Origin of the sequence: Rahnella woolbedingensis, assembly GCF_003602095.1 — a bacterium.
Classification (GTDB): domain Bacteria; phylum Pseudomonadota; class Gammaproteobacteria; order Enterobacterales; family Enterobacteriaceae; genus Rahnella; species Rahnella woolbedingensis.
Genome location: NZ_RAHH01000013.1, coordinates 89,715 through 115,386, shown reverse-complemented (window position 1 = coordinate 115,386; position 25,672 = coordinate 89,715). Strand labels below are relative to the sequence as shown.

Sequence of the window (25,672 nt, the reverse complement as noted above, 5' to 3'; positions counted from 1 at the left end):
TCGGTAGCCAGGTGAGGAATGTTGATGTTGTTGTGTCAGTTTGATGCTGTTGCAAGGAGAGAGACGTTGGAGCACAAGAAAGAATTACCCGCCGCGACAATGAAAGATGTGGCTGAACAGGCAGGCGTTTCAACAGCAACGGTATCCCGCGCGTTAATGAATCCGGAGAAAGTCTCCGCCTCTACCCGTCAGAAGGTTGATCAGGCCGTCATGGCTGTGGGTTATTCTCCTCACGCCTTGTCCCGCAACCTGAAACGTAACGAATCGCGTACGATCCTGGTGATCGTCCCGGACATCTGCGATCCGTTTTTTGCCGACCTGATCCAGGGGATCGAACGAACGGCGGCTGAAAGCGGCTATCTGGTGCTTATTGGCGATTGTGCCCAGCAGAATCAGCAAGAAAAAACCTTCATCAATCTGATCATTACCAAGCAAATTGACGGCATGCTGCTGCTCGGCTCCGATTTACCTTTCGACGCCAGCAAAGAAGAACAGCGCAATTTGCCGCCGATGGTGATGGCCAACGAATTTGCGCCAGAACTCGAACTGCCAACGGTACACATCGATAATCTGACTGCCGCCTTTGAAGCTGTGCATTATCTTTTGAAACTCGGCCATCAGCGCATTGCCTGCATCGCCGGGCCGAAACACATGCCGCTGTGCCAGTACCGTTCACAAGGCTACGTGCAGGCGCTGCGCCGCAACGGGCTGAGCGTCGAAAGTCAGCTGAGCGTACACGGTGACTTTAGCTATGAATCCGGAGCTCAGGCGGTTACCGAACTGATGTCACTGGCACAGCCGCCGACGGCGATTTTCTGTCATAACGATATTATGGCGATTGGCGCGATGTTCCAGGCGAAAAAAATGGGTCTGCGCATCCCGGAGGATCTGTCGGTCGTCGGCTTCGATGACATTAAGGCCAGCCAGTATACCGACCCTCCGTTGACCACTGTCGCGCAGCCAAGATTCCAGCTTGGTCGTCAGGCCATGTTATTATTACTTGAGCAGTTGCAGGGAAATCAGGTACAAAGCGGTTCACTGCTGCTCGATAGCGAACTGGTCGTGCGGGAAAGCACCGCCGCCCCCAAAGCGTGAGTCAGTTTTGATTACTATTCAGTGATTTTAATTTCAGCAATTGAGTTTTAATTTCAGTAAATGTTCAGGGTTGAGTAACATGACGCACTTCTTCATTCATCACGACACAGCGAAACGATAGTGGCACAAAGAGACTATGTAAGCCGTGGGCGCTCAGGAGCGCGGCGGAAAAGTACCAGCCGGAGTAAAAAACGCAGTTCCCCAACGATCTCCAAAACCATGGTGGTGTTAGCCGTTGCGGTGCTGGTGGTGTTTGTCGGTGGCCTCTATTTTATTGCGCACAATAAACATGAAGAAGCGGCGGTATTACCGACGCACGCTGTCCGTCCGGGTAATGGATTGCCACCTAAGCCAGAAGAACGCTGGCGCTACATCAAAGAGCTGGAAAACCGCCAGATGGGCGTGACTACGCCAACCGAACCGACGGCGGGCGGCCAGGTCGAATCCAAAACACAACTGACGCCGGAACAACGTCAGCTGCTCGAACAGATGCAGGCCGATATGCGCCAGACCCCGACACAACTGTCGGAAGTGCCGTATAACGACCCGAATCAGGCGACACAAGCACGTACAGCGCCAGCACAGCGTCAGGTTCAGCAACAGCAACCGGTACAGACTCAGCCGCGTCAGGTCCAGCCACAACCGACCTATACGCCGCAGACTCAGCCGGTGCGTGCGCCGCAGGCTCAGGTGCAAACACAGCCCGTTCAGCCAAAACCGAAACCACAGGTTAAAGAGCCGGTGAAAGAGGTGCCGAAAGAAGTGGCGAAACCGCAACAACCGGCAGCGATCACTCAGGTCACGCCAGAGAAACCGAAAGCGCAGGAAAAAACCCAGCACTTTTTGGTTCAGTGCGGTTCGTTCAAAGGGTCTGATCAGGCGGAATCTCAGCGTGCCAAGCTGGCATTCGAAGGTTTTGAAGGCCGGATCACTAACGGCGGTGGCTGGAGTCGCGTCGTCATCGGCCCGTACAACAGCCGTTCTGGTGCTGACAGCACACTATCGCGCCTCAAAGGCGCTGGCATATCCGGTTGCATTCCCGTCGCAACCGGGGGTTGAAAACCCGTAATCCTTCCCCAATCTATACTTTCAATATGCCCCGTAAGTTTGTGAGACACATTCAGTGTCCTGCAAACCTGCGGGGATCTTTTCCGTCTGCAACGAGGTACCGCTCGTGACAACAATTGTAAGTGTACGCCGCAACGGCAAGGTCGTTATTGGTGGTGATGGCCAGGCCACATTGGGAAATACCGTCATGAAGGGCAACGTCAAAAAAGTACGTCGCCTTTATAACGATAAAGTGATCGCCGGTTTTGCTGGCGGTACGGCTGATGCCTTCACGCTGTTTGAACTGTTCGAACGCAAACTGGAAATGCACCAGGGTCATCTGGTGAAAGCGGCCGTTGAACTGGCAAAAGACTGGCGTACCGACCGCATGTTGCGTCGTCTGGAAGCCCTTCTGGCCGTGGCGGATGAGAACGCATCGCTTATCATCAGCGGTAACGGTGACGTTATTCAGCCTGAAAACGATCTGATCGCGATTGGTTCCGGTGGCCCATACGCGCAAGCGGCAGCCCGCGCATTGCTGGAAAACTCCGAGCTTGGCGCACGCGATATCGTCGAAAAATCGCTGAGCATCGCGGGTGATATCTGCATCTACACCAACCAATTCCACACTATTGAAGAATTGTCTTCTAAAGCGTAAGGATCGAAAATTATGTCTGAGATGACCCCGCGCGAGATTGTCAGCGAGTTAGACAGCTACATCATTGGCCAGGATAAAGCGAAACGCGCTGTGGCCATTGCTTTGCGTAACCGCTGGCGCCGCATGCAGCTTGATGAAGCGCTGCGCCATGAAGTCACACCGAAAAATATTCTGATGATCGGCCCGACCGGTGTCGGTAAAACCGAAATCGCGCGTCGTTTAGCCAAACTGGCTAATGCGCCGTTCATCAAAGTGGAAGCCACTAAATTCACCGAAGTGGGTTATGTCGGTAAAGAAGTGGATTCTATTATCCGCGATCTGACCGATTCCGCCGTGAAAATGGTGCGCCTGCAATCGATTGAGAAAAACCGTTACCGCGCCGAAGAAATGGCCGAAGAACGTATTCTCGACGTGCTGATCCCGCCGGCTAAAAACAACTGGGGACAGTCCGACGAGGCGCAGGAACCTTCTGCCGCACGTCAGAACTTCCGCAAGAAACTGCGCGAAGGTCAGCTCGACGATAAAGAAATCGAAATCAATCTGGCCTCTGCGCCAATGGGTGTGGAAATCATGTCCCCTCCGGGCATGGAAGAAATGACCAATCAGCTGCAGTCGATGTTCCAGAGCATGGGCGCTCAGAAACAGAAACCGCGCAAACTGAAAATCAAAGAAGCTTACAAGCTGTTGGTTGAAGAAGAAGCGGCGAAACTTGTTAACCCGGAAGAGCTGAAAGAGCAGGCCATCGAAGCCGTTGAGCAGCACGGTATCGTGTTCGTCGATGAGATCGACAAAATCTGTAAACGCGGCGGCCAGAGTTCCGGTCCTGACGTTTCCCGTGAAGGCGTTCAGCGCGACCTGCTGCCGCTGGTGGAAGGGTGCACGGTTTCGACCAAGCACGGCATGGTGAAAACGGATCACATTCTGTTTATCGCTTCCGGTGCCTTCCAGACGGCCAGTCCGTCAGACCTGATCCCTGAATTGCAGGGCCGTCTGCCAATCCGTGTGGAACTGCAGGCGCTGTCGACTGAAGACTTCGAACGTATCCTGACTGAGCCAAGTGCCTCACTGACGCATCAGTACAAAGCGCTGATGGCAACCGAGGGCGTGACGATTGATTTCACGGCTGACGGCATCCGTCGTATTGCCGAAGCGGCATGGCAGGTCAACGAAACGACCGAGAACATCGGTGCGCGTCGTCTGCATACCGTTCTGGAGCGTCTGATGGAAGATATCTCCTATGACGCCAGTGAAAGTAACGGTATCTCTATAAACATTGATGCAGATTATGTTAGAAGCCACCTTGACCAGCTGGTAGCTGATGAAGATCTGAGCCGTTTTATCTTATAATTTGCTCATACGTTCCGAAAGTGATCTTCAGGGAGGCGTTTTGCCTCCCTGATTTTTTTTGATTCGGACTGATTCTTCACCTGAGCGAAATCACCTATGAGCACAATGACTCCCTGCCCCCCGACGACACCTGCCCGCGCGTGGCTGGAAAGCCTGCGTCCGAAAACGTTGCCCCTGGCTTTTGCCTCTATCGTCATGGGTTCTGCTATTGCCAGCCTGCAAGGCGTTTTCCACCCTCTTACCGCGCTGCTGGCTTTGCTGACTGCCGGATGTCTGCAAATTCTGTCGAATCTGGCCAATGACTATGGTGACGCCGAAAAAGGCAGCGATACGCCCGATCGCGTCGGGCCTTTGCGCGGTATGCAAAAAGGTCTGATCACGGCCGCGCAGATGAAACGTGCCATCATGCTGACTATCGCGCTGACCATTGTTTGCGGGATTGCGCTGATTGCCGTCGCCTGCCACAAACCAAGCGACGTGGTGGGATTCCTGATCCTCGGTCTGCTTTCGATCGGCGCGGCTATCACCTACACCGTCGGCACCCGTCCTTACGGTTACATGGGGCTTGGCGATATTTCTGTGCTGATTTTCTTCGGCTGGATAAGCGTTGCGGGCACGTTCTATTTACAGGCAGGATATTTTGACTGGATTGTGATGCTACCGGCAACAGCAACCGGTTTGCTCTCAACTGCCGTTCTGAATATCAATAATTTGCGCGATATCGAAACCGATAGCGCAAATGGCAAAAACACGCTGGCGGTGCGTCTCGGCCCGGTCAATGCCCGTCGCTATCATGCAACCATTCTGACAGCCGCTGTCGTATGTCTGGCAATCTTCTCCGCCGTGCATTTGCCTCACTGGACCGGCTGGTTGTTTATTCTGGCCATTCCGATGCTGGCAAAACACGTCATGCGCGTGATGCGGGCCAAAACCTCTACGGAAGTACGTCCCCTGCTGGAACATATGGTGAAAGCGGCGTTGCTGACTAACGTCTTGTTTGCAATAGGTCTGTTGCTGAACTGAGCCAAGTTGGCCTGATGTGCGTTTCTCGGCCCACTTTTCACATTTAACAATTGATGATTTTGCCAACATCTGCCGGAAAGGGATATACTGAACACTCATGCAGCAACCAGATGAAATCCTATGAAATACGATACTTCCGAACTTTGCGACATCTACCATGAAGAAGTGAATGTCGTCGAACCCCTGTTCTCCAACTTTGGCGGCCGTACTTCATTTGGCGGGCAAATCACGACAGTGAAATGCTTCGAAGATAATGGCTTGCTTTATGATCTGCTGGAAGAAAATGGCCGTGGCCGCGTTTTAGTGGTCGATGGTGGCGGCTCTGTTCGTCGCGCATTGCTGGATGCCGGACTGGCACGCCAGGCGCTGCAAAACGAATGGGAAGGCATTGTGATTTACGGTGCAGTCCGTCAGGTGGACGATCTGGAAGAGCTCGACATCGGCATTCAGGCGATGGCAGCTATTCCTGCGGGCGCAGGCAGTGAAGGGATCGGCGAAAGCGACATTCGTGTCAATTTTGGCGGCGTCACCTTCTTCTCCGGCGATCATCTGTATGCCGACAATACCGGCATTGTGCTGTCAGAAGATGCGCTCGATATCGAATAAGCCCCTGTTTTCAGACACAAAAAAGGACGCCTCAGCGTCCTTTTTCATTTAATGGCGGAAGTACTCAGACTTCTTCCATTTTTCCCAACAGTGCACGCAGACGATCCTGCCATACGTGTTGTTCTTCTTTCAGCTGCGCATTTTCACGCACCAGAGACTCGTGGTTGCCGCTGGCCTGCTGAACTTCCTGAGACAGGGTGTTGTTCTGCTCTTTCAGTTCTTCGATTTCCATCTGCAACAGAGTGATGGTATCAATCGCTTGCTGAACTTTAGCTTCTAATTTCTCAAATACTTCAAATGACATTTTTCGGTCCCCTTATGTTCGCAAGGCGCACATCTTATGTTCTGCCGCATCGTCCGGACACGGCTCAAAAATTCCTGCACTCCGCCGATTTTCATAACGAATTCAAATCAGAATTTCGTTGAAACGTCAGGTGTCTTAACGGGTGATTGTATGTAGCCAGCTTTGCCCTGTCTACCAGGAACCCCTTTATCCACGCAGTCTGTTGCAATTTTACTGCCCCGGATATCAGGAAATGCCTAAAAAGCTGCGTCAGCCGCCAGAAATCAGCCTTAATACCGAATAACCTTGGCGACCATACTGAAATCCCCTTTCGTGTTCGTTTACCTCAAAAGCGGCCCTGAAATGTTAAATCACGGACTTTCCACTGTGCCTGACGCTCCAATAATACGCGAAATCGCTCATTTTTATGACACAACACACAAAATTTGATTTCGCTATTTCTCGTTTATGCTCGTTAACGATAAATTCACATTACGTTCTCATTTAATGAGGAACGTCAAAATCCGATTACGTTCACGTACGCATGATAGAAAAACTATAACTAACCATTAACATCATCCTTAGCAGGATCAAACTATGAGCCAAACCATGAGTTCCACATTAAAAGGTCAGTGCATCGCTGAGTTTCTAGGTACCGGGCTTATCATTTTCTTTGGTGCGGGTTGTGTCGCAGCAATGAAACTGGCCGGAGCTACCTTTGGCCAGTGGGAAATCAGTATCGTCTGGGGGTTTGGTGTGGCAATGGCCATCTACCTGACCGCCGCGATTTCAGGCGCACACCTGAACCCGGCTGTAACCGTCGCCTTATGTCTGTTCGCGAACTTTGAAGGACGCAAAGTTCTGCCTTACATCGTGGCGCAAGTCGCAGGTGCCTTCTGCGCCGCCGCACTGGTCTATGGCCTGTACTACAATCTGTTCTTCGATTTCGAGCAAAGCCACAACATGGTGCGCGGCAGTGTCGAAAGTCTGGATCTGGCCGGTATTTTCTCTACCTATCCAAACCCGCACATCAGCGTATTGCAGGCATTCTTTGTTGAAACCGTGATCACCGCCGTACTGATGGCACTGATCCTCGGCCTGACCGATGACGGCAACGGCCTGCCGCGTGGCCCGCTGGCACCGCTGCTGATCGGTATTCTGATTGCGGTTATCGGCGCATCAATGGGTCCTTTGACCGGATTCGCCCTGAACCCGGCTCGTGACTTCGGTCCTAAGCTTTTCGCGTACTTCGCTGGCTGGGGCAAAGTTGCCTTCACCGGTGCCCGCGATATTCCTTATTTCCTGGTGCCAATTTTCGGTCCGCTGGTGGGTGCTGCCCTGGGTGCCGCCGGTTATAAAGCGTTGATTAGTCGCCATCTGCCACATCAGATTAATGTGCCGGCAGAAGATAAAGCGCCGCAGCCAACCAAACAGCGTAAGGCCTGATCGGCTAAACTGTTCCACAGCTTACTTATTCGCAGGATGAACATTATGTCAGCAGATACGACTCACGAAAAAAAATACATTGTCGCCCTCGACCAGGGTACGACCAGTTCACGCGCCGTGGTTCTGGATCACGATGCCAATATCGTCAGCGTTTCACAGCGCGAATTCACCCAGATCTACCCTAAATCTGGCTGGGTTGAGCATGACCCGATGGAAATCTGGTCATCGCAAAGCTCGGTGCTGGTGGAAGTGCTGGCGAAAGCCGACATTAACTCCGATCAGATCGCCGGTATTGGTATCACCAACCAGCGTGAAACCACCATCGTGTGGGAAAAAGAAACCGGCAAACCAATCTATAACGCGATTGTGTGGCAATGCCGCCGTACTGCTGACATCTGTGAAAAGCTGAAAAAAGACGGCATGGAAGAGTACATCCGTCACAACACCGGCCTGGTGGTTGACCCGTATTTCTCCGGTACCAAACTGAAATGGATCCTCGATAACGTTGAGGGCTCCCGCGAGCGTGCTAAAGCTGGCGAATTGCTGTTCGGCACCGTGGACACCTGGTTAGTCTGGAAAATGACTCAGGGACGCGTTCACGTGACGGATTACACCAACGCCTCACGTACCATGCTATTCAACATCCACGACCTGAAGTGGGACGACCGTATGCTGGAAGCGCTGGATATTCCGCGTGAAATGCTGCCGGAAGTGCGCCCTTCTTCTGAAATTTATGGTCAGACCAACATCGGTGGTAAAGGCGGTACGCGTATTCCAATCGCCGGTATCGCGGGTGACCAGCAGGCAGCACTGTATGGCCAGCTGTGCGTACAACCGGGTATGGCGAAAAATACTTACGGCACCGGCTGCTTCCTGCTGATGAACACCGGTACTGAAGCGGTTACCTCTAAAAACGGTCTGCTGACCACCATCGCCTGCGGTCCGCGTGGTGAAGTGAACTATGCACTGGAAGGCGCGGTGTTTGTTGGCGGGGCATCTATTCAGTGGCTGCGCGACGAGCTGAAACTGATCAGTGACGCAACCGACTCCGAATATTTCGCGTCTAAAGTGAAAGACACCAACGGCGTTTACGTGGTGCCTGCTTTTACTGGCCTGGGTGCGCCTTACTGGGACCCGTATGCCCGTGGCGCAATCTTCGGTCTGAGCCGTGGCGCGAACAGCAACCACATCATCCGCGCAACGCTGGAATCTATCGCTTACCAGACCCGTGACGTGCTGGATGCGATGCAGGCTGACTCAGGCGCTCGTCTGCAATCCCTGCGCGTAGATGGCGGCGCGGTTGCTAACAACTTCCTGATGCAATTCCAGTCAGACATTCTGGGCACCCGCGTTGAGCGTCCTGAAGTGCTGGAAGTTACCGCGCTGGGTTCTGCTTTCCTCGCAGGTCTGGCCGTCGGTTTCTGGAACGATCTGGAAGAAGTCCGCAGCAAAGCCTCTATTGAACGTGAATTCCGCCCAAGCATCGAAACGACGGAACGCAATGTCCGCTATAAAGGCTGGCAAAAAGCGGTGGCACGCGTTCGCTCCTGGGAAGATCACGACGAATAATCGTCAGAGATTACCGCCAACACCACTTTCTGAAACTCCCCGCATGGGGAGTTTTTTTATGCCCATTCCCCGTTGTGCTAAAATCGCTCCACAGATGAGCCCTGCCTCACCGACCTCTTTTTTTCTTTCTACAGGCTTTCCAATGAAACGTGAATTAGCAATCGAGTTTTCCCGCGTGACCGAAGCTGCCGCGCTCGCCGGTTATAAATGGCTGGGCCGGGGTGATAAAAACCTCGCCGACAACGCTGCCGTGCAGTCCATGCGCATCATGCTCAACAAAGTTGATATCGACGGCACTATCGTGATTGGCGAAGGGGAAATCGATGAAGCGCCGATGCTGTACATCGGCGAAAAGGTCGGTACCGGTAATGGCGATGCGGTGGATATCGCGGTCGATCCGATTGAAGGCACGCGTATGACCGCAATGGGACAATCCAATGCGCTGGCCGTGCTGGCCGTGGGCGACAAAGGGTCGTTTCTCAACGCGCCAGACATGTACATGGAGAAAATCGCCGTCGGGCCAGCTGCCAAAGGCGCTATTGACCTGAACCTGACGCTGGCTGAGAATTTGGCGAATATCGCCACAGCGCTGGATAAACCCCTGACCGAACTGACTGTCGCTGTGCTGGCGAAACCCCGCCATGACGACGCTATCCGTGAAATGCTGGTATCAGGCGTGCGTGTGTTCGCCTTCCCGGACGGTGACGTGGCGGCAACCATTCTGACCTGTATGCCGGAAAGCGAAGTGGATGTGTTGTACGGCATCGGCGGCGCACCGGAAGGCGTGATTTCCGCTGCGGTGATCCGCGCGCTGGATGGCGATATGCAGGGCCGCCTGCTGGCGCGTCATGACGTGAAAGGCGATACGCCGGAAAACCGCCGCATGGGCGAAGACGAACTGGCACGTTGTCAGGCGATGGGGATTGAAGCCGGGAAAGTGCTGCTGCTTGATGATATGGCGCGCAACGATAACGTGATTTTCTCCGCAACGGGCATTACCAAAGGCGATCTGCTGGATGGTATCAGCCGCAAGGGAAATATGGCGACTACCGAAACGCTGCTGATCCGTGGTAAATCCCGCACCATCCGCCGCATCCGTTCGACGCATTATCTCGACCGTAAAGACGCCGCACTGCACGAATTTATTATCTGACCGGGCGCCTGAAAGACAAAAAGCAGAGCTCAGGCTCTGCTTTTTTATGTGCCGGACGCGGTTTCAGACCGTATGGCCCTGCTCCTGATGACGGTTCGACATTGGCCACCAGCACAGTAAAATCAGCACTGCCATCGCAAACATCAGCAAACCGAGACTGAACTGACCGGTTTGTGGCAGCATAGCGGACATCCACGCCACCAGCCCTGATCCCATATTCTGTAAGCCACCGACCAGCGCACCTGCCGCACCCGCCAGATACGGGAAAGGCTCCATTGCCCCGGTGGTCGCCAGCGGGAATAACATGCCTGCGCCAAAGAAGAACAGCGAAGCGGGAACGATCAGCGTCCAGATATTCATAATGTCCAGCCAGCCTGGGATCCACATCGCCAGCCCGGCCAGCAGACAACTGATGACCGAATGCCACATCAGTTGCTGGAAGCTTTTCTCCGTGCGCCCGGCATACCAGGCACCGAAGAATGCCGCAGGGATCGGCAGGATAAACAGGATGCTGACCATCACCCCGCTCAGCCCGAGAACGCCCCCCATCAGCACGCCGCAGCTGGCTTCGAATACCGCCACACCGGCCAGCGCGCCGACCAGCATCACCAGATAACGGCTGAAGTTTGCATCAGCCAGTAATAACCGCAGGCTGGCGAGCATTTTGCGCGGTGGATTATCAGCCGTGAATTCCGGACGGGTTTCCGGCAACCAGCGGTACATCGAAAACGCCACGCCCGCGCACAAGATTAACAGAAACCCAAAACTGGCGCGCCAGCCCAGCCACGCCGACAACGCCCCACCGATAACGGGCGCCAGCAGCGGACTGACCAGAATACCCATATTCAGCAGGCTGTTGGCATGACGTAACGCGCCACCATTGTATAAATCACGCGGCATGGTTCGCGCCATCACGCCTGCCACGCCCGTACCCAGCCCCTGAACTGCACTGGCCAGGATCAGCATATTCAGACTGGTCGACATCATCGCGCCCGCCGCGCCAATCAGGAAAATCATCAGACCGGTCAGGATCACCGGTTTACGCCCGACGTTATCGGAGAGCGGGCCGTATATCAGTTGCGAGCCACCGTACGTCAGCAGATAGGCCGCCATCACGCGCTGCACCGCACCAGGTTTTACCGCCAGACTGGTGGCCATATCCGCGATATTCGGCACATAAATAGTCTGCGCCATCTGGCCAACGGCGACCAGCAAAATCAGCATTACAAGCAGGTGAATGTTTTCCAGTTTTTTCATTTTTTAGTTCATTATCAGACAGTGTTGGAAAAGTGCAGAACAAATAACCAGTAAAAAGGCCGGATGTGCGGCGGCGCATAAGTTAACAAATTAGGATGAATAAGCGAATGTCGGGGTGAACTCTCCTGTCCTCTGAGTGGCAGCAGGACAAGCCAGCGGTGTAACGCTGGGTGTACGAAAATCGAGACTGACTAACCGAAGCTGAACAGGCTGATAACATTTAACCGATAAGGGATCCGAAAAATTTGAAATAAAATCAGGCCTCAATTTCGGTATTCATGAATAAATCAGGAACAACGGGAGTTTTTATGGCTGATTGGGTGACGGGAAAAGTCAAAAAAGTTGAGCACTGGACAGACAATTTGTTCAGCATCACGGTCAATGCACCGGTCGATCCTTTTACCGCAGGCCAGTTCGCCAAACTCTCACTTGATATCGATGGCGAGCGGGTTCAGCGTGCTTATTCGTATGTGAATCCGCCTTCCAGCAACGAGCTGGAGTTCTATCTGGTTAATGTGCCTGAAGGAAAGCTCAGCCCGCGCCTGCATGTTATGCAACCGGGTGACGAAATTAATATCACCAAAGAAGCCGCCGGGTTTTTCGTGATTGAAGAAGTACCGGAATGCGATACGTTATGGATGCTGGCAACCGGCACGGCTATCGGACCCTATTTGTCGATTTTGCAGGAAGGCATCGGGCTGGAGCGGTTCAAAAATATTGTTCTGGTGCACGCGGCGCGCTTCGCAGCTGATCTCAGTTATCTGCTACTGATGCAGCAACTTCAGCGCCGCTATGAAGGCAAATTACATATTCAGACGGTGGTGAGCCGCGAGGAAATTTCTGGCTCGCTGACCGGTCGCGTACCTGCGCTGATTGAGAGCGGCGCGCTGGAAACCGCAGTCGGCCTGAAGATGCTGGCCGAAGACAGCCACGTGATGCTGTGCGGAAATCCGCAGATGGTGCGCGATACCCAGCAAGTCCTCAAAGACACACGGGGTATGCGCAAGCACCTCAAACGCAAGCCGGGCCATATGACCAGCGAGCATTACTGGTAAATCAGTTCCCGCAAACTAGCGGAATTTAACGTCATCCGGTTCCGGGCCAAAACGATTTGTGCCCGGCGTACCGACGAAGGCGCCGCAGTCGATAATCAGCATAATGAAAATCACCGATGGCGCCAGACGGCCTAATACCCAGCTCCAGGTTTGCGGCATCGCCGCGGCCCAGTTACCGGCCACCAGCATCCACGCCAGCACAAACAGCAATGCCCACCAGGCGGATTTATTGCGATCATGCAATCTTTTCACCAGTACCGCAGCGGTCGGCCACAGTAAAACCACCAGCGCAAAACCGGCGGTCTGGTAGGTAATCCATTCCTGTGCGGCAAAAAAGAAATCAGCCACCATCAGAACCAGCCAGCTGACCATCCAGAGCCAGAAATCGCGGCGACCCAGGCGGCCGTTAAAAGAAAACAGTGCATGCTGTAACGTCATTGACAGTCCGTTCCGTAAAATACAATGGGAGTAAATTGTTAAATCAGGCGGAGTGTAACCCACGCACAGCGGCGGCGAGAATCTTTACGCTCTCCTTTTGACATTACCCCTCATTCCCCGCTTTAATCGGTCTGTTGAAACAAAATAAGAAACGCCCTATGACTGTTGCTCAATCTTTAATACGACTGGCGCTGCCCGCGCTGCTGATGCTGGCAGGCCAGAATATCGCGCTCGCCGCTCCACCCACCGATCACTCAGGCGCGGAGGAAATGCCAAAGGCCCCTTACCTGCTTGCCGGTGCGCCGACCTTTGAAACGACGCTGATCAACTTTCGCGCCAAATACAATGAAGCCAACCCGGCTCAGCAGATAGGTGAATTCCGTTCTATCAGCGATAAATCCGCGAACAGTTCCCTGACCCGTGCCGCCAGCAAGATTAACGAAAATCTGTATGCCTCGACTGCGCTGGAAAAAGGAACAGGCAAAATCAAAACGCTGCAAATCACCTACCTGCCGATTCAGGGGGCGGAAGAAAAAGCCGCCCGTACGCTGGCGATAAGTTACATGGCGAACCTGATGCGTCAGTTTGACGCCACACTTTCTGTGCCACAAAGCGTGGCGAAAGTAACTTCCATGATTGAGAAAGGCAAAGGCCAGCAGTTTTATAAGCAGGAAGTGGGCGCGGTACGTTTTGTGATTTCAGACAATGGCGAAAAAGGTCTGACATTCGCCGTGGAGCCGGTCAAGCTGGCGTTGGCTGAGCCGTGAGATGACGGCTTTTAATGACAAAAAGCAAAGCCTTTATGTCCAATGATCTCTATACTGTTGCACAGGTAATCTGCTTATTTGGCAGAAATTTTAATCGACACTCGCGTCCCCTTTTGGAGGAAAAAATATGCGACATCCATTAGTGATGGGTAACTGGAAGCTTAACGGCAGCACCCACATGGTTAACGAACTGATTGCAGCTCTGCGTACTGAACTGAGCACAGTTGTAGGTTGTGGCGTTGCGATTGCTCCACCAGAAGTTTACCTGTCACAGGCTAAACACGCTCTGGCTGGCAGCCGTATCGTGCTGGGTGCTCAGAACGTTGATGCTAACCTGTCCGGCGCATTCACCGGTGAAATCTCTGCCGATATGCTCAAAGACATCGGTGCGCAATACATCATCATCGGTCACTCAGAACGCCGCACTTATCACAAAGAAAGTGACGAATTTATCGCGAAGAAATTCGGCGTGCTGAAAGAAGCGGGTCTGACTCCTGTTCTGTGCATCGGTGAAACCGAAGCAGAAAACGAAGCTGGCAAAACTGAAGCCGTTTGCGCTAAGCAACTGGACGCAGTTCTGAACACTCTGGGTGCAAAAGCATTCGAAGGCGCAGTTGTCGCTTACGAACCTGTTTGGGCGATCGGTACCGGTAAATCAGCAACTCCTGCGCAAGCTCAGGCAGTTCACAAATTCATTCGTGACCACATCGCGAAACAAGATGCTGCGGTTGCTGAACAAGTGATCATCCAGTACGGCGGTTCCGTGAATGCAGCTAACGCTGCTGAGCTGTTCACCCAGCCAGACATCGATGGCGCACTGGTTGGCGGCGCATCACTGAAAGCTGATGCTTTCGCAGTGATCGTGAAAGCGGCTGCAGAAGCTAAACAAGCGTAAGCCTGTTTCTTCTGTGCATAAAAAAACCCCGGCACGCCGGGGTTTTTTATTGTTTGCGAAGACTGGTCTGCGAAAGACGATTAGCGTTTGCTGATTTGGTCAAAAATACCGTCTGTCGCGAAATGTTCTTTCTGAGCCTGCGCCCAGGTGCCGGCAACCTGATCAATGGTGAACAATTTCAGTTTCGGGAATTCAGAAGCGAATTTCTTCTCAACTTCCGGATCACGCGGACGGTAATAGTTTTCTGCCGCGATAGTCTGGCCTTCCGGTGAATACAGATATTTCAGGTAAGCATCCGCCACTGCGCGGGTATCACGTTTATCCACGACTTTATCGACCACAGAAACCGTTGGCTCTGCCAGAATGGATTCACTCGGCGTCACGATTTCAAACTTATCTTTGCCGACTTCTTTGGTCGCCAGCAGCGCTTCATTTTCCCATGCAATCAGCACATCGCCGATACCACGCTCAACGAAGGTATTGGTCGCGCCACGTGCGCCGGAATCCAGAACTTCCACGTTTTTATACAATGCTTTCACGAAATCCTGAGCCTTCGCTTTGTCATTGTTGTTGTGATGCAGGGCATAACCCCAGGCAGCCAGATAGTTCCAGCGCGCACCGCCTGACGTTTTAGGGTTCGGGGTAATAATCGACACGCCCGGTTTGATCAAATCATTCCAGTCATGAATTTGTTTCGGGTTGCCTTTGCGGACCAGGAAAACAATGGTGGACGTGTAAGGCGCAGAGTTATCCGGCAGACGGGTGATCCAGTTTTTATCGATACGGCCGCGTTCGGCAATCGCATCAACGTCATACGCCAGCGCCAGTGTCACCACATCCGCTTCAATACCATTGATTACAGACGTTGCCTGTTTGCCGGAACCGCCATGCGACTGGCGCACGGTCACGGTATCGCCGGTTTTAGCCTGCCAGTATTTGCTGAACGCTTTGTTGTATTGTTCATAGAACTCACGCGTAGGATCGTACGACACGTTCAGAATCTGAATATCTTTGGCAATTGCTCCGGTTGCCACCAACAGTAATCCCAAACCTACAGCCCATTTACGCATCGCACTCTCCCGAGATAGTTTCTATGGATTTCATTTATTTGTTCGTTAGGGAGAGCGTGCCAGATAAAAATGAAACGCATAAAGAATAAAAGGTTTTTTTCTATTACTTTCTGGAATAACCAAAAAGAAGGCGAAAAAAAACCTCCCGCACAGGAGGTTCTTTCGAATGCGTAATAAACTGTATCAGAACAGTTTTTTCGCCGTGTCGTACCAGTCTTCTTTGAATTTGCTTTTCTTGTTCTCTGGCGCGATACAAACCGAGATAAGTTCGTGAACCATTTTCTCGTTTTCAACACCGACGCAGAAACCGCCCTGAGTATAATCGCGGCCTTCTTCGAGCAGCAGATCAACAGCATAAGCGCCCATGCGGGAGGCTAAGATGCGGTCGTAAGCGACCGGCGCACCGCCACGCTGGATGTGACCCAATACAGTGCCACGCGTTTCGCGGCAGGTTTCTTTCTCGATGTATTTGGCCAGCTCTTCGATGTTATCTAACTTCTCAGTGATAGCGACGATCGCGTGTTTTTTGCCTTTCGCGATGCCTGCTTTGATTTCAGCAACCAAATCATCACGTTTGAATTCAACTTCAGGGATGGCGATAAATTCGCAACCACCGGCAATCGCAGCCGCCAGGGTCAGGTCGCCGCAATAACGGCCCATCACTTCAACGATAGAGATACGCTGGTGGGAAGAAGAGGTATCGCGCAGACGGTCAATCGCTTCCACTACGGTGCCAAGCGCCGTGAAGAAACCGATGGTGTAGTCAGTACCGGCAACGTCATTATCGATTGTGCCTGGCAGGCCGATACAACGGATGCCGCCTTCTTTGGTCAGCAGGTCTGCACCTGCATAAGAACCATCACCACCGATAACCACCAGGCCATCGATACCGCGGTCTTTCATATTCTGCAGAGCCACTTTACGCATTTCCGGGTCACGGAATTCCGGGAAACGAGCTGAACCCAGGAAAGTACCGCCGCGGTTAATCATGTCTGAAACGCTGTAGCGATCCAGTTTGCGCATACGGTTTTCGTACATGCCGAGGTAGCCATCTTCAATACCGTAGACTTCTAAATCTGCAGATAAAGCGGAGCGTACAACGCCACGGATCGCAGCATTCATGCCTGGGGCATCGCCACCACTTGTCAGTACACCAATTTTTTTGATCATGACTACCTCTGAACTTGTAGATGCAATTTCTTAAGAATCTTGAGCCAGCCTGTTGGGCGAATTTTCTTGTGCAGCCAAAAGGGCTTACTGGCGTTTGAGCCTATAGTATAACAAAACACCGGTGCTGAATTGATTCAAGTCAGCAAGAATACGCATACACTGCTCTGTACTTCGCAATTTACTGATTCATACGGCTTTTACAAGATATTTCCAGTTCGTTACGCGCAGATTTCCACCTTGTTAATTTCTGCTTCTGTGAACCCATCCCGAATTGCAGGCAAAAAAAACCCCACCTTTCGGTGGGGGAAGACAGGGATGGTGTCTATGGCAAGGAAAAACAGGGATCTTACTCGGTCGTGCTGGTACTACTCGTCTTCTGGGCAGAAGAGGGCTGTAATCCAGATAACTGCATACGTAACTGTTGCATACGTTGCTCGTGTTTCTGGTTTAGTACATCTTTTTGCTCAGGCGTCAGCAGATTAAACATCTGGTTGCGGATGCGGGCCATTTCGACCTGGCGATCCACCTGTTCCTGAGCCATTAATTCGGCTTGTGCCCGGACTGCGGACTGATCAAACTTTTCGGCAGTCACCAACCTGTGCATCGTTTCTATCTGTTCTACATTTACATGAGGCAGATCTTTACGAGCCTGATGCATCAGGTCACGCATTTGCTGGCGCTGCTGCTCAGTGAGATTTACACCATCAAACATGGTGTTGCGTTCCTGAGGCTTATCCAACATCGTGCTATCATGTTCTGCTGGCATCGCCGACACTGGTTTTGCGCCATCTGCTAAAACGACACCTGAACTGAGCGTCAGAAGCGTGGCCAAACCGAATGAAGCTGCCTTAAACATCACATACTCCTAAAGTCTTTATCGCTTAATCGCGAATCATTGAAAAGCAGTCTAAACCTGCTGCTGCAAACAAGCGTCAGTGCTTGTAAAAGTACGTAAAGTCATGGAATAGCGGCAATTGATGACGTATTTTGCGTCTAGAGGTAAATACAATGAATAAAATTTTGTTGGTTGATGACGACCGTGAACTGACTTCACTTTTGAAAGAATTGCTCGAAATGGAAGGCTTTAATGTTGTGGTGGCTTACGACGGTGAGCAGGCATTAGAGAAAGTCGATAATACCATCGATCTTCTGTTACTTGACGTGATGATGCCGAAGAAAAACGGCATTGAAACCCTTAAAGAATTACGCCAGCGCCACCAGACGCCAGTGATTATGTTAACCGCTCGCGGCAGTGAATTAGACCGTGTCCTTGGCCTCGAATTGGGTGCCGATGACTATCTGCCAAAACCGTTTAATGACCGCGAACTGGTTGCCCGTATCCGGGCAATGTTGCGCCGTTCCAACTGGAGCGAGCAGCAACAAACCAACGAGAACAACGGTTCACCGACGCTGGAAGTCGATGGCTTACAGCTCAATCCGGGCCGTCAGGAAGCCAGCTTTAATGGCGAAGCGCTGGATTTAACCGGTACGGAATTTACCCTGCTGTATTTACTGGCAAAACATCTCGGGCAGGTCGTTTCCCGCGAACATCTGAGCCAGGAAGTATTGGGTAAACGTCTGACGCCGTTTGACCGTGCGATTGATATGCATATTTCTAATTTACGCCGTAAATTGCCCGATCGTCAGGACGGACATCCGTGGTTTAAAACCTTGCGCGGACGCGGTTATCTGATGGTTTCTGCTTCATGATAAACAGCCTTACGGCACGTATTTTTGCCATTTTCTGGTTCACATTAGCCCTGGTGCTAATGCTGGTACTGATGGTGCCGAAACTCGATTCACGCCAGATTACGCCGTTGCTCGATAACGAACAACGGCAGGGCCTGATGATTGAACAGCACGTAGAAGCTGAGCTGGCGACCGATCCGGCCAATGATCTGATGTGGTGGCGCAGGTTGTTCCGCGCTATCGACAAATGGGCACCGCCGGGTCAGCGTTTGTTGCTGGTCACCAGCGAAGGGCGCGTGATTGGCGCTCAGCGCAATGAAATGCAGATCGTGCGTAACTTTATCGGTCAGTCTGATAACTCAGATCGTCCGAAAAAGAAAAAATATGGTCGGGTGGAAATGGTCGGGCCCTTCTCCGTTCGTGACGGCGAAGATAACTACCAGCTTTATCTGATGCGCCCTGCCAGCAGTTCTCAGTCTGATTTTATCAATCTGATGTTCGACCGCCCTCTGCTTTTGCTCATCGTTACCATGCTCATCAGCGCCCCGCTGTTGCTCTGGCTGGCGTGGAGCCTGGCGAAACCTGCGCGTAAGTTGAAAAACGCCGCAGATGACGTTGCACGCGGTAATCTCAAGCAGCATCCGGAACTTGAAGCAGGTCCGCAGGAATTTCTCGCAACCGGGGCCAGTTTCAACCAGATGGTCAGCGCACTTGAACGGATGGTGACCGCTCAGCAGCGGCTGATTTCTGATATTTCCCACGAATTGCGTACTCCGCTGACCCGTCTTCAGCTGGCCACCGCGCTGATGCGCCGTCGTCATGGTGAAGGCAAAGAACTGCAACGTATTGAAAATGAAGCACAACGTCTTGATGGCATGATCAATGACTTACTGGTGTTATCACGCAGCCAGCACAAGAACGAGCTGTCGCGCGAAACCCTGAAAGCCAATGAACTGTGGGAAGGTGTGATTGACGATGCGCAGTTTGAAGCCGAACAGATGGGCAAAACTCTGGAGGTCACGTCGCCTCCTGGCCCGTGGAAACTGGTCGGCAATGCTGCGGCGCTCGACAGTGCACTGGAGAATATTGTGCGTAACGCCCTGCGTTATTCGCACCATCACATTGCGCTGAATTTCGCCCACGACAGTGAAGGGATCACCATCACCGTTGATGACGATGGCCCCGGCGTGAGTGAAGAAGATCGTGAACAGATTTTCCGTCCGTTCTACCGCACTGATGAAGCGCGCGACCGTGAATCCGGGGGTACCGGCCTTGGGCTGGCTATCGTGGATACCGCGGTTCAGCAGCACAGAGGTAAAGTCAAAGCCGAGGACAGCCCGCTGGGCGGCCTTCGTTTGATTATCTGGCTGCCGCTGCACCAGCGTTAAGTTTCTGCTATTCTGCGTCCCTCTATCAGGGGGACGCATGCTTAACATCGTTTTATTTGAACCAGAAATCCCGCCAAATACCGGCAATATTATCCGCCTGTGTGCCAACACCGGATGTCAGCTTCACCTCATCGAACCTTTGGGTTTCGGCTGGGACGATAAGCGTCTGCGCCGCGCAGGGCTCGATTACCATGAATTCGCCCATATTAAGCATCACGCCAATTATGACGCTTTCCTTGGCAGCGAGGATCCGCAACGTCTTTTCGCACTGACGACCAAAGGTACGCCAGCGCACAGCGCCGTCAGCTATCAGGATAATGATTTCCTGCTGTTTGGCCCGGAAACCCGCGGCCTGCCGGCAACCATTCTGGATAATCTGCCCGCACAGCATAAAATCCGCATTCCAATGCTCGCAGAAAGCCGCAGCATGAACTTGTCGAATGCCGTGTCAGTCGTGGTGTACGAGGCCTGGCGCCAGCTGGGATATCCGGGCGCACTGCTGAAAGAATAGGTTTGCTGGAACTATTTGCTGAAACTGAAAGATGGCATGCAGATCCATGCCATCTGAAATGCCTGTCAGATACCGTCGCCGAATTCAAAACCCTGCACAATACCGTTGAAATGCTGATCCATATCCATGGAAGGACGCTCGCTTTCCGGCCGGCCGACAATACGCGCCGGTACGCCCGCTGCGGTGGTGTGCGGAGGAACGGATTGCAACACGACTGAGCCCGCCCCGATTTTCGCACCGGCACCCACCTCGATATTACCGAGGATTTTCGCGCCAGCGCCAATCATGACGCCTTCACGGATTTTAGGGTGACGGTCGCCACAGGTTTTGCCGGTACCGCCAAGGGTGACGGACTGCAAAATCGAAACGTCATTCTCGACCACGGCCGTTTCACCGATGACAATACCGGTTGCATGGTCAAACATAATGCCGCAGCCAATACGTGCCGCCGGATGAATATCCACGCCGAAGGACACTGAAATCTGATTCTGGAAATAAATCGCCAGCGCTTTGCGATCCTGCTTCCACAGCCAGTTACCGATACGGTAAGCCTGAAGCGCGTGAAAGCCTTTCAGATAAAGCAGCGGGGTCGAATATTTATCGACTGCCGCATCGCGCTGATGCACAGCCAGAATGTCACGAGCGGCGGACAAAATCATTTGCTCGTCGTTACGGTAGGCTTCTTCGACCACTTCACGAATAGCCATTGCGGGCATAATGGGATTACCCAGCTTGTTGGCCAGAATGTAGCTCAACGCGCCGCCCAGCGTTTCATGTTTAAGCAACGTCGCATGGAAAAAACTTGCCAGCATCGGTTCACACTCAGCCAGTGCTCTCGCTTCTGATTTAATGTTATTCCAGACCAGCTCTAATTCTTCTAGCGACATCACTTTTCCTTACGACTTTGCAAGTTCGGGTAATAAAAAGCCGCCCTGTCGGATGTACCAACAAGGTGGCTATACTTTATACGCCTTTCAGTGGCTGTGTTTTTCGTCCTTGCTCGCACGGGCAAGCAAACTGATCGCTGCTTCACGCGCATCTTTACCGCAGTACAACACCTGGTAAATCTGTTCTGTGATCGGCATTTCAACGTTATTACGCTGCGCCAGAGCCCGTACTTCTTTGGTATTGCGATAGCCTTCAACCACCTGGCCAATGGTGTCCTGAGCAGTCTGAACATCCTTGCCTTGCCCCAACATAATGCCAAAGCGGCGATTGCGGGACTGGTTGTCTGTGCAGGTTAACACCAAATCACCCAGGCCTGCCATGCCCATAAATGTCGCAGGATCAGCACCCAAAGCGGCACCCAGACGGGTCATTTCTGCCAGACCACGAGTAATCAGCGCGGTTCTCGCATTAGCACCAAAGCCAATGCCATCCGACATTCCGGCACCGATGGCGATGACGTTTTTAATCGCCCCGCCCAGTTGAACGCCGATAAAATCGGGATTGCTGTAAACACGGAAGCTTTTGCCACAGTGCAGTAATTGCTGCAAATCTTCGGCAAAAGTCGCATCGGTTGCCGCCAGAGAGATTGCCGTCGGCATGCCAGCTGCCAGCTCTTTGGCAAATGTCGGACCTGAAACCACAGCTAACGGAATACCATCGCCGAGTTCTTCGCGTGCCACATCCTGCAACAGACGGCCGGTTTCTGCTTCCAGCCCCTTTGTCGCCCATACCACACGCGCATCAGAGCGCAAATGCGGTTTCAGCTGACGCAATACGTCACCAAATACATGGCTAGGCACCACAACCAGCACATTACGGCTGGCCGCTAACGCGACAGACAGATTGGTTTCGAGCAACAGATTATCGGGGAACGGAACATCAGGAAGGAATTCCTGATTACAACGGGCACGTTGTAAGGCGTTGATGTGGTCGGGATTATGTCCCCACAGCACAACGGGATGACCATTTCTGGCGAGAGTAATCGCTAAAGCGGTGCCGTACGAGCCGGCACCGATCACTGTCATTGACGCATTGACGGTTTTCATCAGGCATCCTGATGCGGTTCAGCACCTTCGCCTTCAGCTTGCTGTTGCAGATAGTTCATGAACAGAGCGTCAAAGTTAACAGGTGCCAGGTTCAGTTGCGGGAAGGTACCGCGGGAAACCAGGCTGGTGATGCACTCACGGGCATACGGGAACAGAATGTTCGGGCAATATGCACCCAGGCAATGCGCCATCTGGTTGCCATCAATACCGGAGATAGTAAAGATACCACCTTGCTGAACTTCACACAGGAACGCAGTTTCGTCGCCCAGTGAAGAAGTTACGGTAACACGCAAGACAACTTCATATACGCCTTCGGCCAGCTGGCTGGAAGCAGTATCAAGATCCAGTTTAACTTCTGGCTGCCAGTCCTGCTGGAAAACCTGCGGAGCATTTGGCGCTTCGAAAGAAATGTCTTTGGTGTAAATACGTTGGATCTGGAAAGCCATCTCGGTGTTATTTTGTTCTGACATGTGAGTAGTACCCTTGGGTTAATAGTCCTTTAAACACTTAATGAAAAACGCAGCCGCCTTTATTGACTCAACATTGGGTCAAGGCCACCGCGTGCATCAAGCGCATACAAATCATCGCAACCGCCAACATGCTGTCCGTCGATAAAAATCTGAGGAACAGTAGAACGACCGCTGCGGGCGATCATTTTTTCACGTGTATCTGCATCGCCATCAATGGCGATTTCATCAAACGAAGCGCCTTTGCTATTGAGCAAAGCTTTCGCCCGATGACAGTAAGGGCAGGTTGCCTTGGTATAGATTTCAATTTTAGCCATGGGTTCCACCTCTTAGTCGTAGAATTTAGTGCCGTTGCGACTGGCTTACGTCTTACTTACCGCGCGCTAAAGGCAGGTTTTCACCGCTCCAGCCGCTGATACCTTCTTTCAACGTGTAAACACGTTCGAAACCGGCAGCGATCAGACCTTCTGCCGCAGTGCGGGAAGTTTGTCCGGTTGCACAAACTACGATAACCGGTTGCGCTTTATGTTTGGCCAGTTCACCCAGGTTATTGTTTTTGATGTCAGCAGAAAGTACGTTCTGCGATTCGGCGATGTGGCCTTTGCGGAATTCTTCACGCGCGCGAACATCGACCACGACGGCATCTTCTTTGTTGATCAGGCGGGTTGCTTCGCCACGGGTGATCTCTTTCACTTTAGAAAAACGTGTTTTAAAGGTGGTCACAATTACTGCAATCAGTAACGCAACCCACGCCAGGCTGAGAACCGGATGCGCACTGATGAATGGCATAATATCTTGCATGGGGTGTAGCAACTCCCGTCAGTTGGGGGAAAATTCAAGGCTTCAGAGTATACCTGCGCGTCGGAGCAAATACAGCCAGTAAGCGCGGTGATTGCCACAATCTGCGGCACGTCTTGGAAAATTAACATGCCTTTATAGCGAAAGTTAACCCTCACCTCACCTCATCTTTGATCTCCTCCGGCTATTCCCTTACCACGCTGAGGTAAAATCAGCCGCCTTGAATGCCCTTAGCCGCGCCTGTTCAGACCGTTTTAGCTGGCGAGCCTATTGAGCATTTCATCTTTTAAACTGAGGTCAATTGACATGTCGAGCAACAAAAAACCGATGGTTCTGGTGATTCTGGATGGCTACGGCCATCGCGAAGAACAACAAGATAACGCGATTCTGAATGCCAAAACGCCGGTAATGGATAACCTGTGGGCGACACATCCACATACCCTGATTGCCGCATCCGGATTAGATGTCGGTCTGCCAGACGGACAGATGGGCAACTCCGAAGTAGGCCATGTCAATTTAGGCGCAGGGCGCATCGTGTATCAGGATCTCACCCGCCTGGATAAAGAAATCAAAGAAGGCGACTTCTTTAATAATAGCGTACTGACCGGTGCCGTTGATCGCGCCATCAGCGCAGGCAAAGCAGTTCACATTATGGGCCTGTTGTCTGCGGGCGGTGTTCATAGCCACGAAGACCACATTATGGCGATGGTGGAACTTGCGCACCGTCGTGGCGCGAAAGCGATTTACTTGCACGCTTTCCTTGATGGCCGCGATACGCCACCGCGCAGCGCAGAAGCCGCCCTGAAACGCTTCTCTGAGAAATTCGCGCAAATTGGTGCCGGTCGTATCGCATCTATCGTCGGTCGTTATTACGCGATGGATCGTGATAACCGCTGGGATCGCGTGCAGCTGGCTTACGATTTGATGTCTCAGGCCAAAGGCGCATTCACCGCTGATAACGCGCTTGCAGGTCTGCAGGCCGCCTATGCCCGCGATGAAAACGATGAATTCGTGAAACCGACTGTGTTGCAGGCAGCAGGTGAAGAATCTGCCGCGATCCATGATGGCGATGCCATGATATTCATGAACTTCCGTGCTGACCGCGCCCGTGAAATTACCCGTGCCTTTATCAACCCGGATTTCGACGGTTTTGCCCGCGAAAAAGTGATTAACTTCGGTGATTTCATCATGCTGACCGAATACGCTGCAGACATCAACGCCGCCTGCGCTTACCCACCGGCATCACTGAAAAATACCCTCGGCGAATGGCTGATGGCGCACGGCAAAACGCAACTGCGTATTTCCGAAACCGAAAAGTACGCACACGTTACCTTCTTCTTTAACGGCGGTATGGAAGACTCATTTGAAGGCGAAGACCGTATTCTGGTGAAATCCCCGAACGTGGCAACCTACGACCTGCAACCGGAAATGAGCTCTGTTGAGCTGACGGAAAAACTCCTCGGCGCGATTGCCAGCGGTAAATACGACACCATTATTTGTAACTACCCGAATGGCGATATGGTCGGTCATACCGGCGTTTACGACGCCGCGGTGAGCGCCGTTGAAGCACTCGATAACTGCGTTGCTCAGGTTGTGGATGCCGTGAAAGCTGTCGGTGGCCAGTTGCTGATCACCGCAGACCACGGTAACGCAGAACAAATGCGCGACCCGGCGACTGGTCAGGCACATACCGCACACACCAGTCTGCCAGTGCCACTTATCTATATCGGCGGGAACGCACAAGCGGTTGAAGGCGGTAAATTGTCCGATATCGCACCAACGATGCTTTCTCTGATGGGCATGGAAATTCCGGCAGAAATGAGCGGCAAACCGCTGTTTATCGCGCGTTAATTTCTCTTAAAGCTCGGTAAAAAAGGCGTACTGACACCCGTTGGTACGCCTTTTTTGTTTGTGCATCAGCCGGTTGATTAGTGTTACGATACGAT

Annotated in this window: 27 protein-coding genes; 16 read left to right on the top strand and 11 right to left on the bottom strand. The window is 52.4% G+C overall.

What is annotated here, in order from left to right:
* The first annotated feature begins 66 nt into the window (after positions 1–66).
* From cytR to rraA, 6 genes are all read left to right on the top strand, one after another.
* Positions 67–1,095, top strand: coding sequence for a DNA-binding transcriptional regulator CytR (cytR, locus tag D6C13_RS12915; RefSeq protein WP_120133143.1), 1,029 nt, complete (start codon positions 67–69; stop codon positions 1,093–1,095).
* Positions 1,096–1,215: 120 nt separating this feature from the next.
* Positions 1,216–2,154, top strand: a complete 939-nt coding sequence (ftsN, locus tag D6C13_RS12910; RefSeq protein ID WP_120133142.1) for a cell division protein FtsN — start codon at positions 1,216–1,218, stop codon at positions 2,152–2,154.
* A gap of 115 nt (positions 2,155–2,269) precedes the next feature.
* Entirely contained in the window at positions 2,270–2,800 is a 531-nt protein-coding gene (gene hslV, locus D6C13_RS12905; protein ID WP_056774599.1) for an ATP-dependent protease subunit HslV, read from the top strand.
* A gap of 12 nt (positions 2,801–2,812) precedes the next feature.
* Positions 2,813–4,147, top strand: coding sequence for an HslU--HslV peptidase ATPase subunit (gene hslU, locus D6C13_RS12900; protein ID WP_120133141.1), 1,335 nt, complete (start codon positions 2,813–2,815; stop codon positions 4,145–4,147).
* Between the two features lie 96 nt (positions 4,148–4,243).
* Positions 4,244–5,170: a 1,4-dihydroxy-2-naphthoate polyprenyltransferase gene (locus D6C13_RS12895; RefSeq protein ID WP_120133140.1), complete on the top strand. Its 927-nt coding sequence runs from the start codon at positions 4,244–4,246 to the stop codon at positions 5,168–5,170.
* Positions 5,171–5,290: 120 nt separating this feature from the next.
* Positions 5,291–5,776 (top strand): ribonuclease E activity regulator RraA, encoded by a 486-nt coding sequence (rraA, locus tag D6C13_RS12890; protein WP_120133139.1) that lies wholly within the window; start codon positions 5,291–5,293, stop codon positions 5,774–5,776.
* Positions 5,777–5,840: 64 nt separating this feature from the next.
* Here the strand turns inward: rraA and zapB are convergent, their stop codons facing one another.
* Positions 5,841–6,080 carry a septal ring assembly protein ZapB gene (gene zapB, locus D6C13_RS12885; protein ID WP_013577585.1) on the bottom strand — a complete coding sequence of 80 codons (240 nt, stop codon included), beginning with the start codon at positions 6,078–6,080 and terminating at the stop codon, positions 5,841–5,843.
* A 576-nt stretch (positions 6,081–6,656) separates the two neighbouring features.
* Here zapB and D6C13_RS12880 point away from each other — a divergent pair.
* The 3 genes from D6C13_RS12880 to glpX all read left to right on the top strand — a co-directional run bounded on the left by D6C13_RS12880 (position 6,657) and on the right by glpX (position 10,227).
* Entirely contained in the window at positions 6,657–7,505 is an 849-nt protein-coding gene (locus D6C13_RS12880; protein ID WP_120133138.1) for an MIP/aquaporin family protein, read from the top strand.
* A 45-nt stretch (positions 7,506–7,550) separates the two neighbouring features.
* The gene (gene glpK, locus D6C13_RS12875; RefSeq protein ID WP_120133137.1) at positions 7,551–9,074 is read left to right on the top strand and encodes a glycerol kinase GlpK; all 1,524 of its coding nucleotides are present in this window, start codon (positions 7,551–7,553) and stop codon (positions 9,072–9,074) included.
* Between the two features lie 142 nt (positions 9,075–9,216).
* A complete protein-coding gene (gene glpX / locus D6C13_RS12870; protein WP_120133136.1) occupies positions 9,217–10,227 on the top strand; it encodes a class II fructose-bisphosphatase in 1,011 nt (336 codons plus the stop codon).
* A gap of 63 nt (positions 10,228–10,290) precedes the next feature.
* Here the strand turns inward: glpX and emrD are convergent, their stop codons facing one another.
* Positions 10,291–11,484: a multidrug efflux MFS transporter EmrD gene (gene emrD / locus D6C13_RS12865; protein ID WP_120133135.1), complete on the bottom strand. Its 1,194-nt coding sequence runs from the start codon at positions 11,482–11,484 to the stop codon at positions 10,291–10,293.
* Positions 11,485–11,792: 308 nt separating this feature from the next.
* Here emrD and fpr point away from each other — a divergent pair, with 308 nt between their 5' ends.
* Positions 11,793–12,539: a ferredoxin--NADP(+) reductase gene (gene fpr / locus D6C13_RS12860; RefSeq protein ID WP_120133134.1), complete on the top strand. Its 747-nt coding sequence runs from the start codon at positions 11,793–11,795 to the stop codon at positions 12,537–12,539.
* A 15-nt stretch (positions 12,540–12,554) separates the two neighbouring features.
* Here the strand turns inward: fpr and D6C13_RS12855 are convergent, their stop codons facing one another.
* Positions 12,555–12,977, bottom strand: a complete 423-nt coding sequence (locus tag D6C13_RS12855; protein WP_120133133.1) for a DUF805 domain-containing protein — start codon at positions 12,975–12,977, stop codon at positions 12,555–12,557.
* Between the two features lie 158 nt (positions 12,978–13,135).
* On the opposite strand from D6C13_RS12855, the gene D6C13_RS12850 reads away from it, so the two are divergent.
* Both D6C13_RS12850 and tpiA read left to right on the top strand, forming a co-directional pair.
* Entirely contained in the window at positions 13,136–13,744 is a 609-nt protein-coding gene (locus D6C13_RS12850) for a DUF1454 family protein (protein WP_120133132.1), read from the top strand.
* Between the two features lie 127 nt (positions 13,745–13,871).
* Positions 13,872–14,639 carry a triose-phosphate isomerase gene (gene tpiA / locus D6C13_RS12845; RefSeq protein ID WP_120133131.1) on the top strand — a complete coding sequence of 256 codons (768 nt, stop codon included), beginning with the start codon at positions 13,872–13,874 and terminating at the stop codon, positions 14,637–14,639.
* An 80-nt stretch (positions 14,640–14,719) separates the two neighbouring features.
* On the opposite strand, the gene D6C13_RS12840 is transcribed toward tpiA, so the two are convergent.
* The 3 genes from D6C13_RS12840 to cpxP all read right to left on the bottom strand — a co-directional run bounded on the left by D6C13_RS12840 (position 14,720) and on the right by cpxP (position 17,735).
* Positions 14,720–15,709, bottom strand: coding sequence for a sulfate ABC transporter substrate-binding protein (locus D6C13_RS12840; protein WP_120133130.1), 990 nt, complete (start codon positions 15,707–15,709; stop codon positions 14,720–14,722).
* A 183-nt stretch (positions 15,710–15,892) separates the two neighbouring features.
* Positions 15,893–16,879, bottom strand: coding sequence for a 6-phosphofructokinase (gene pfkA / locus D6C13_RS12835; protein ID WP_120133129.1), 987 nt, complete (start codon positions 16,877–16,879; stop codon positions 15,893–15,895).
* A 346-nt stretch (positions 16,880–17,225) separates the two neighbouring features.
* Complete coding sequence (cpxP, locus tag D6C13_RS12830; protein WP_120133128.1) at positions 17,226–17,735, bottom strand: cell-envelope stress modulator CpxP; 510 nt, start codon at positions 17,733–17,735, stop codon at positions 17,226–17,228.
* Positions 17,736–17,887: 152 nt separating this feature from the next.
* On the opposite strand from cpxP, the gene cpxR reads away from it, so the two are divergent.
* The 3 genes from cpxR to trmL are packed head-to-tail and all read left to right on the top strand — an operon-like array spanning position 17,888 to position 20,467.
* On the top strand, positions 17,888–18,589 hold the full coding sequence (cpxR, locus tag D6C13_RS12825) for an envelope stress response regulator transcription factor CpxR (protein ID WP_120133127.1): 702 nt from the start codon (positions 17,888–17,890) through the stop codon (positions 18,587–18,589).
* Entirely contained in the window at positions 18,586–19,956 is a 1,371-nt protein-coding gene (gene cpxA, locus D6C13_RS12820; RefSeq protein ID WP_120133126.1) for an envelope stress sensor histidine kinase CpxA, read from the top strand. Before cpxR ends, cpxA begins: the two co-directional genes overlap by 4 nt.
* Before the next feature lie 37 nt (positions 19,957–19,993).
* On the top strand, positions 19,994–20,467 hold the full coding sequence (gene trmL, locus D6C13_RS12815; protein WP_120133125.1) for a tRNA (uridine(34)/cytosine(34)/5-carboxymethylaminomethyluridine(34)-2'-O)-methyltransferase TrmL: 474 nt from the start codon (positions 19,994–19,996) through the stop codon (positions 20,465–20,467).
* Between the two features lie 65 nt (positions 20,468–20,532).
* Here the strand turns inward: trmL and cysE are convergent, their stop codons facing one another.
* The 5 genes from cysE to D6C13_RS12790 all read right to left on the bottom strand — a co-directional run bounded on the left by cysE (position 20,533) and on the right by D6C13_RS12790 (position 23,729).
* Entirely contained in the window at positions 20,533–21,354 is an 822-nt protein-coding gene (cysE, locus tag D6C13_RS12810) for a serine O-acetyltransferase (RefSeq protein ID WP_120133124.1), read from the bottom strand.
* A gap of 87 nt (positions 21,355–21,441) precedes the next feature.
* The gene (gpsA, locus tag D6C13_RS12805; RefSeq protein WP_120133123.1) at positions 21,442–22,461 is read right to left on the bottom strand and encodes an NAD(P)H-dependent glycerol-3-phosphate dehydrogenase; all 1,020 of its coding nucleotides are present in this window, start codon (positions 22,459–22,461) and stop codon (positions 21,442–21,444) included.
* The gene (gene secB / locus D6C13_RS12800; protein ID WP_013577602.1) at positions 22,461–22,931 is read right to left on the bottom strand and encodes a protein-export chaperone SecB; all 471 of its coding nucleotides are present in this window, start codon (positions 22,929–22,931) and stop codon (positions 22,461–22,463) included. The genes gpsA and secB overlap by 1 nt, the downstream gene beginning before the upstream one ends.
* A 59-nt stretch (positions 22,932–22,990) precedes the next feature.
* On the bottom strand, positions 22,991–23,245 hold the full coding sequence (grxC, locus tag D6C13_RS12795; protein WP_120133122.1) for a glutaredoxin 3: 255 nt from the start codon (positions 23,243–23,245) through the stop codon (positions 22,991–22,993).
* A gap of 52 nt (positions 23,246–23,297) precedes the next feature.
* Entirely contained in the window at positions 23,298–23,729 is a 432-nt protein-coding gene (locus D6C13_RS12790) for a rhodanese-like domain-containing protein (protein WP_120133121.1), read from the bottom strand.
* Positions 23,730–24,032: 303 nt separating this feature from the next.
* Here D6C13_RS12790 and gpmM point away from each other — a divergent pair, with 303 nt between their 5' ends.
* Positions 24,033–25,577 (top strand): 2,3-bisphosphoglycerate-independent phosphoglycerate mutase, encoded by a 1,545-nt coding sequence (gpmM, locus tag D6C13_RS12785; RefSeq protein WP_120133120.1) that lies wholly within the window; start codon positions 24,033–24,035, stop codon positions 25,575–25,577.
* Positions 25,578–25,672: the final 95 nt, after the last annotated feature.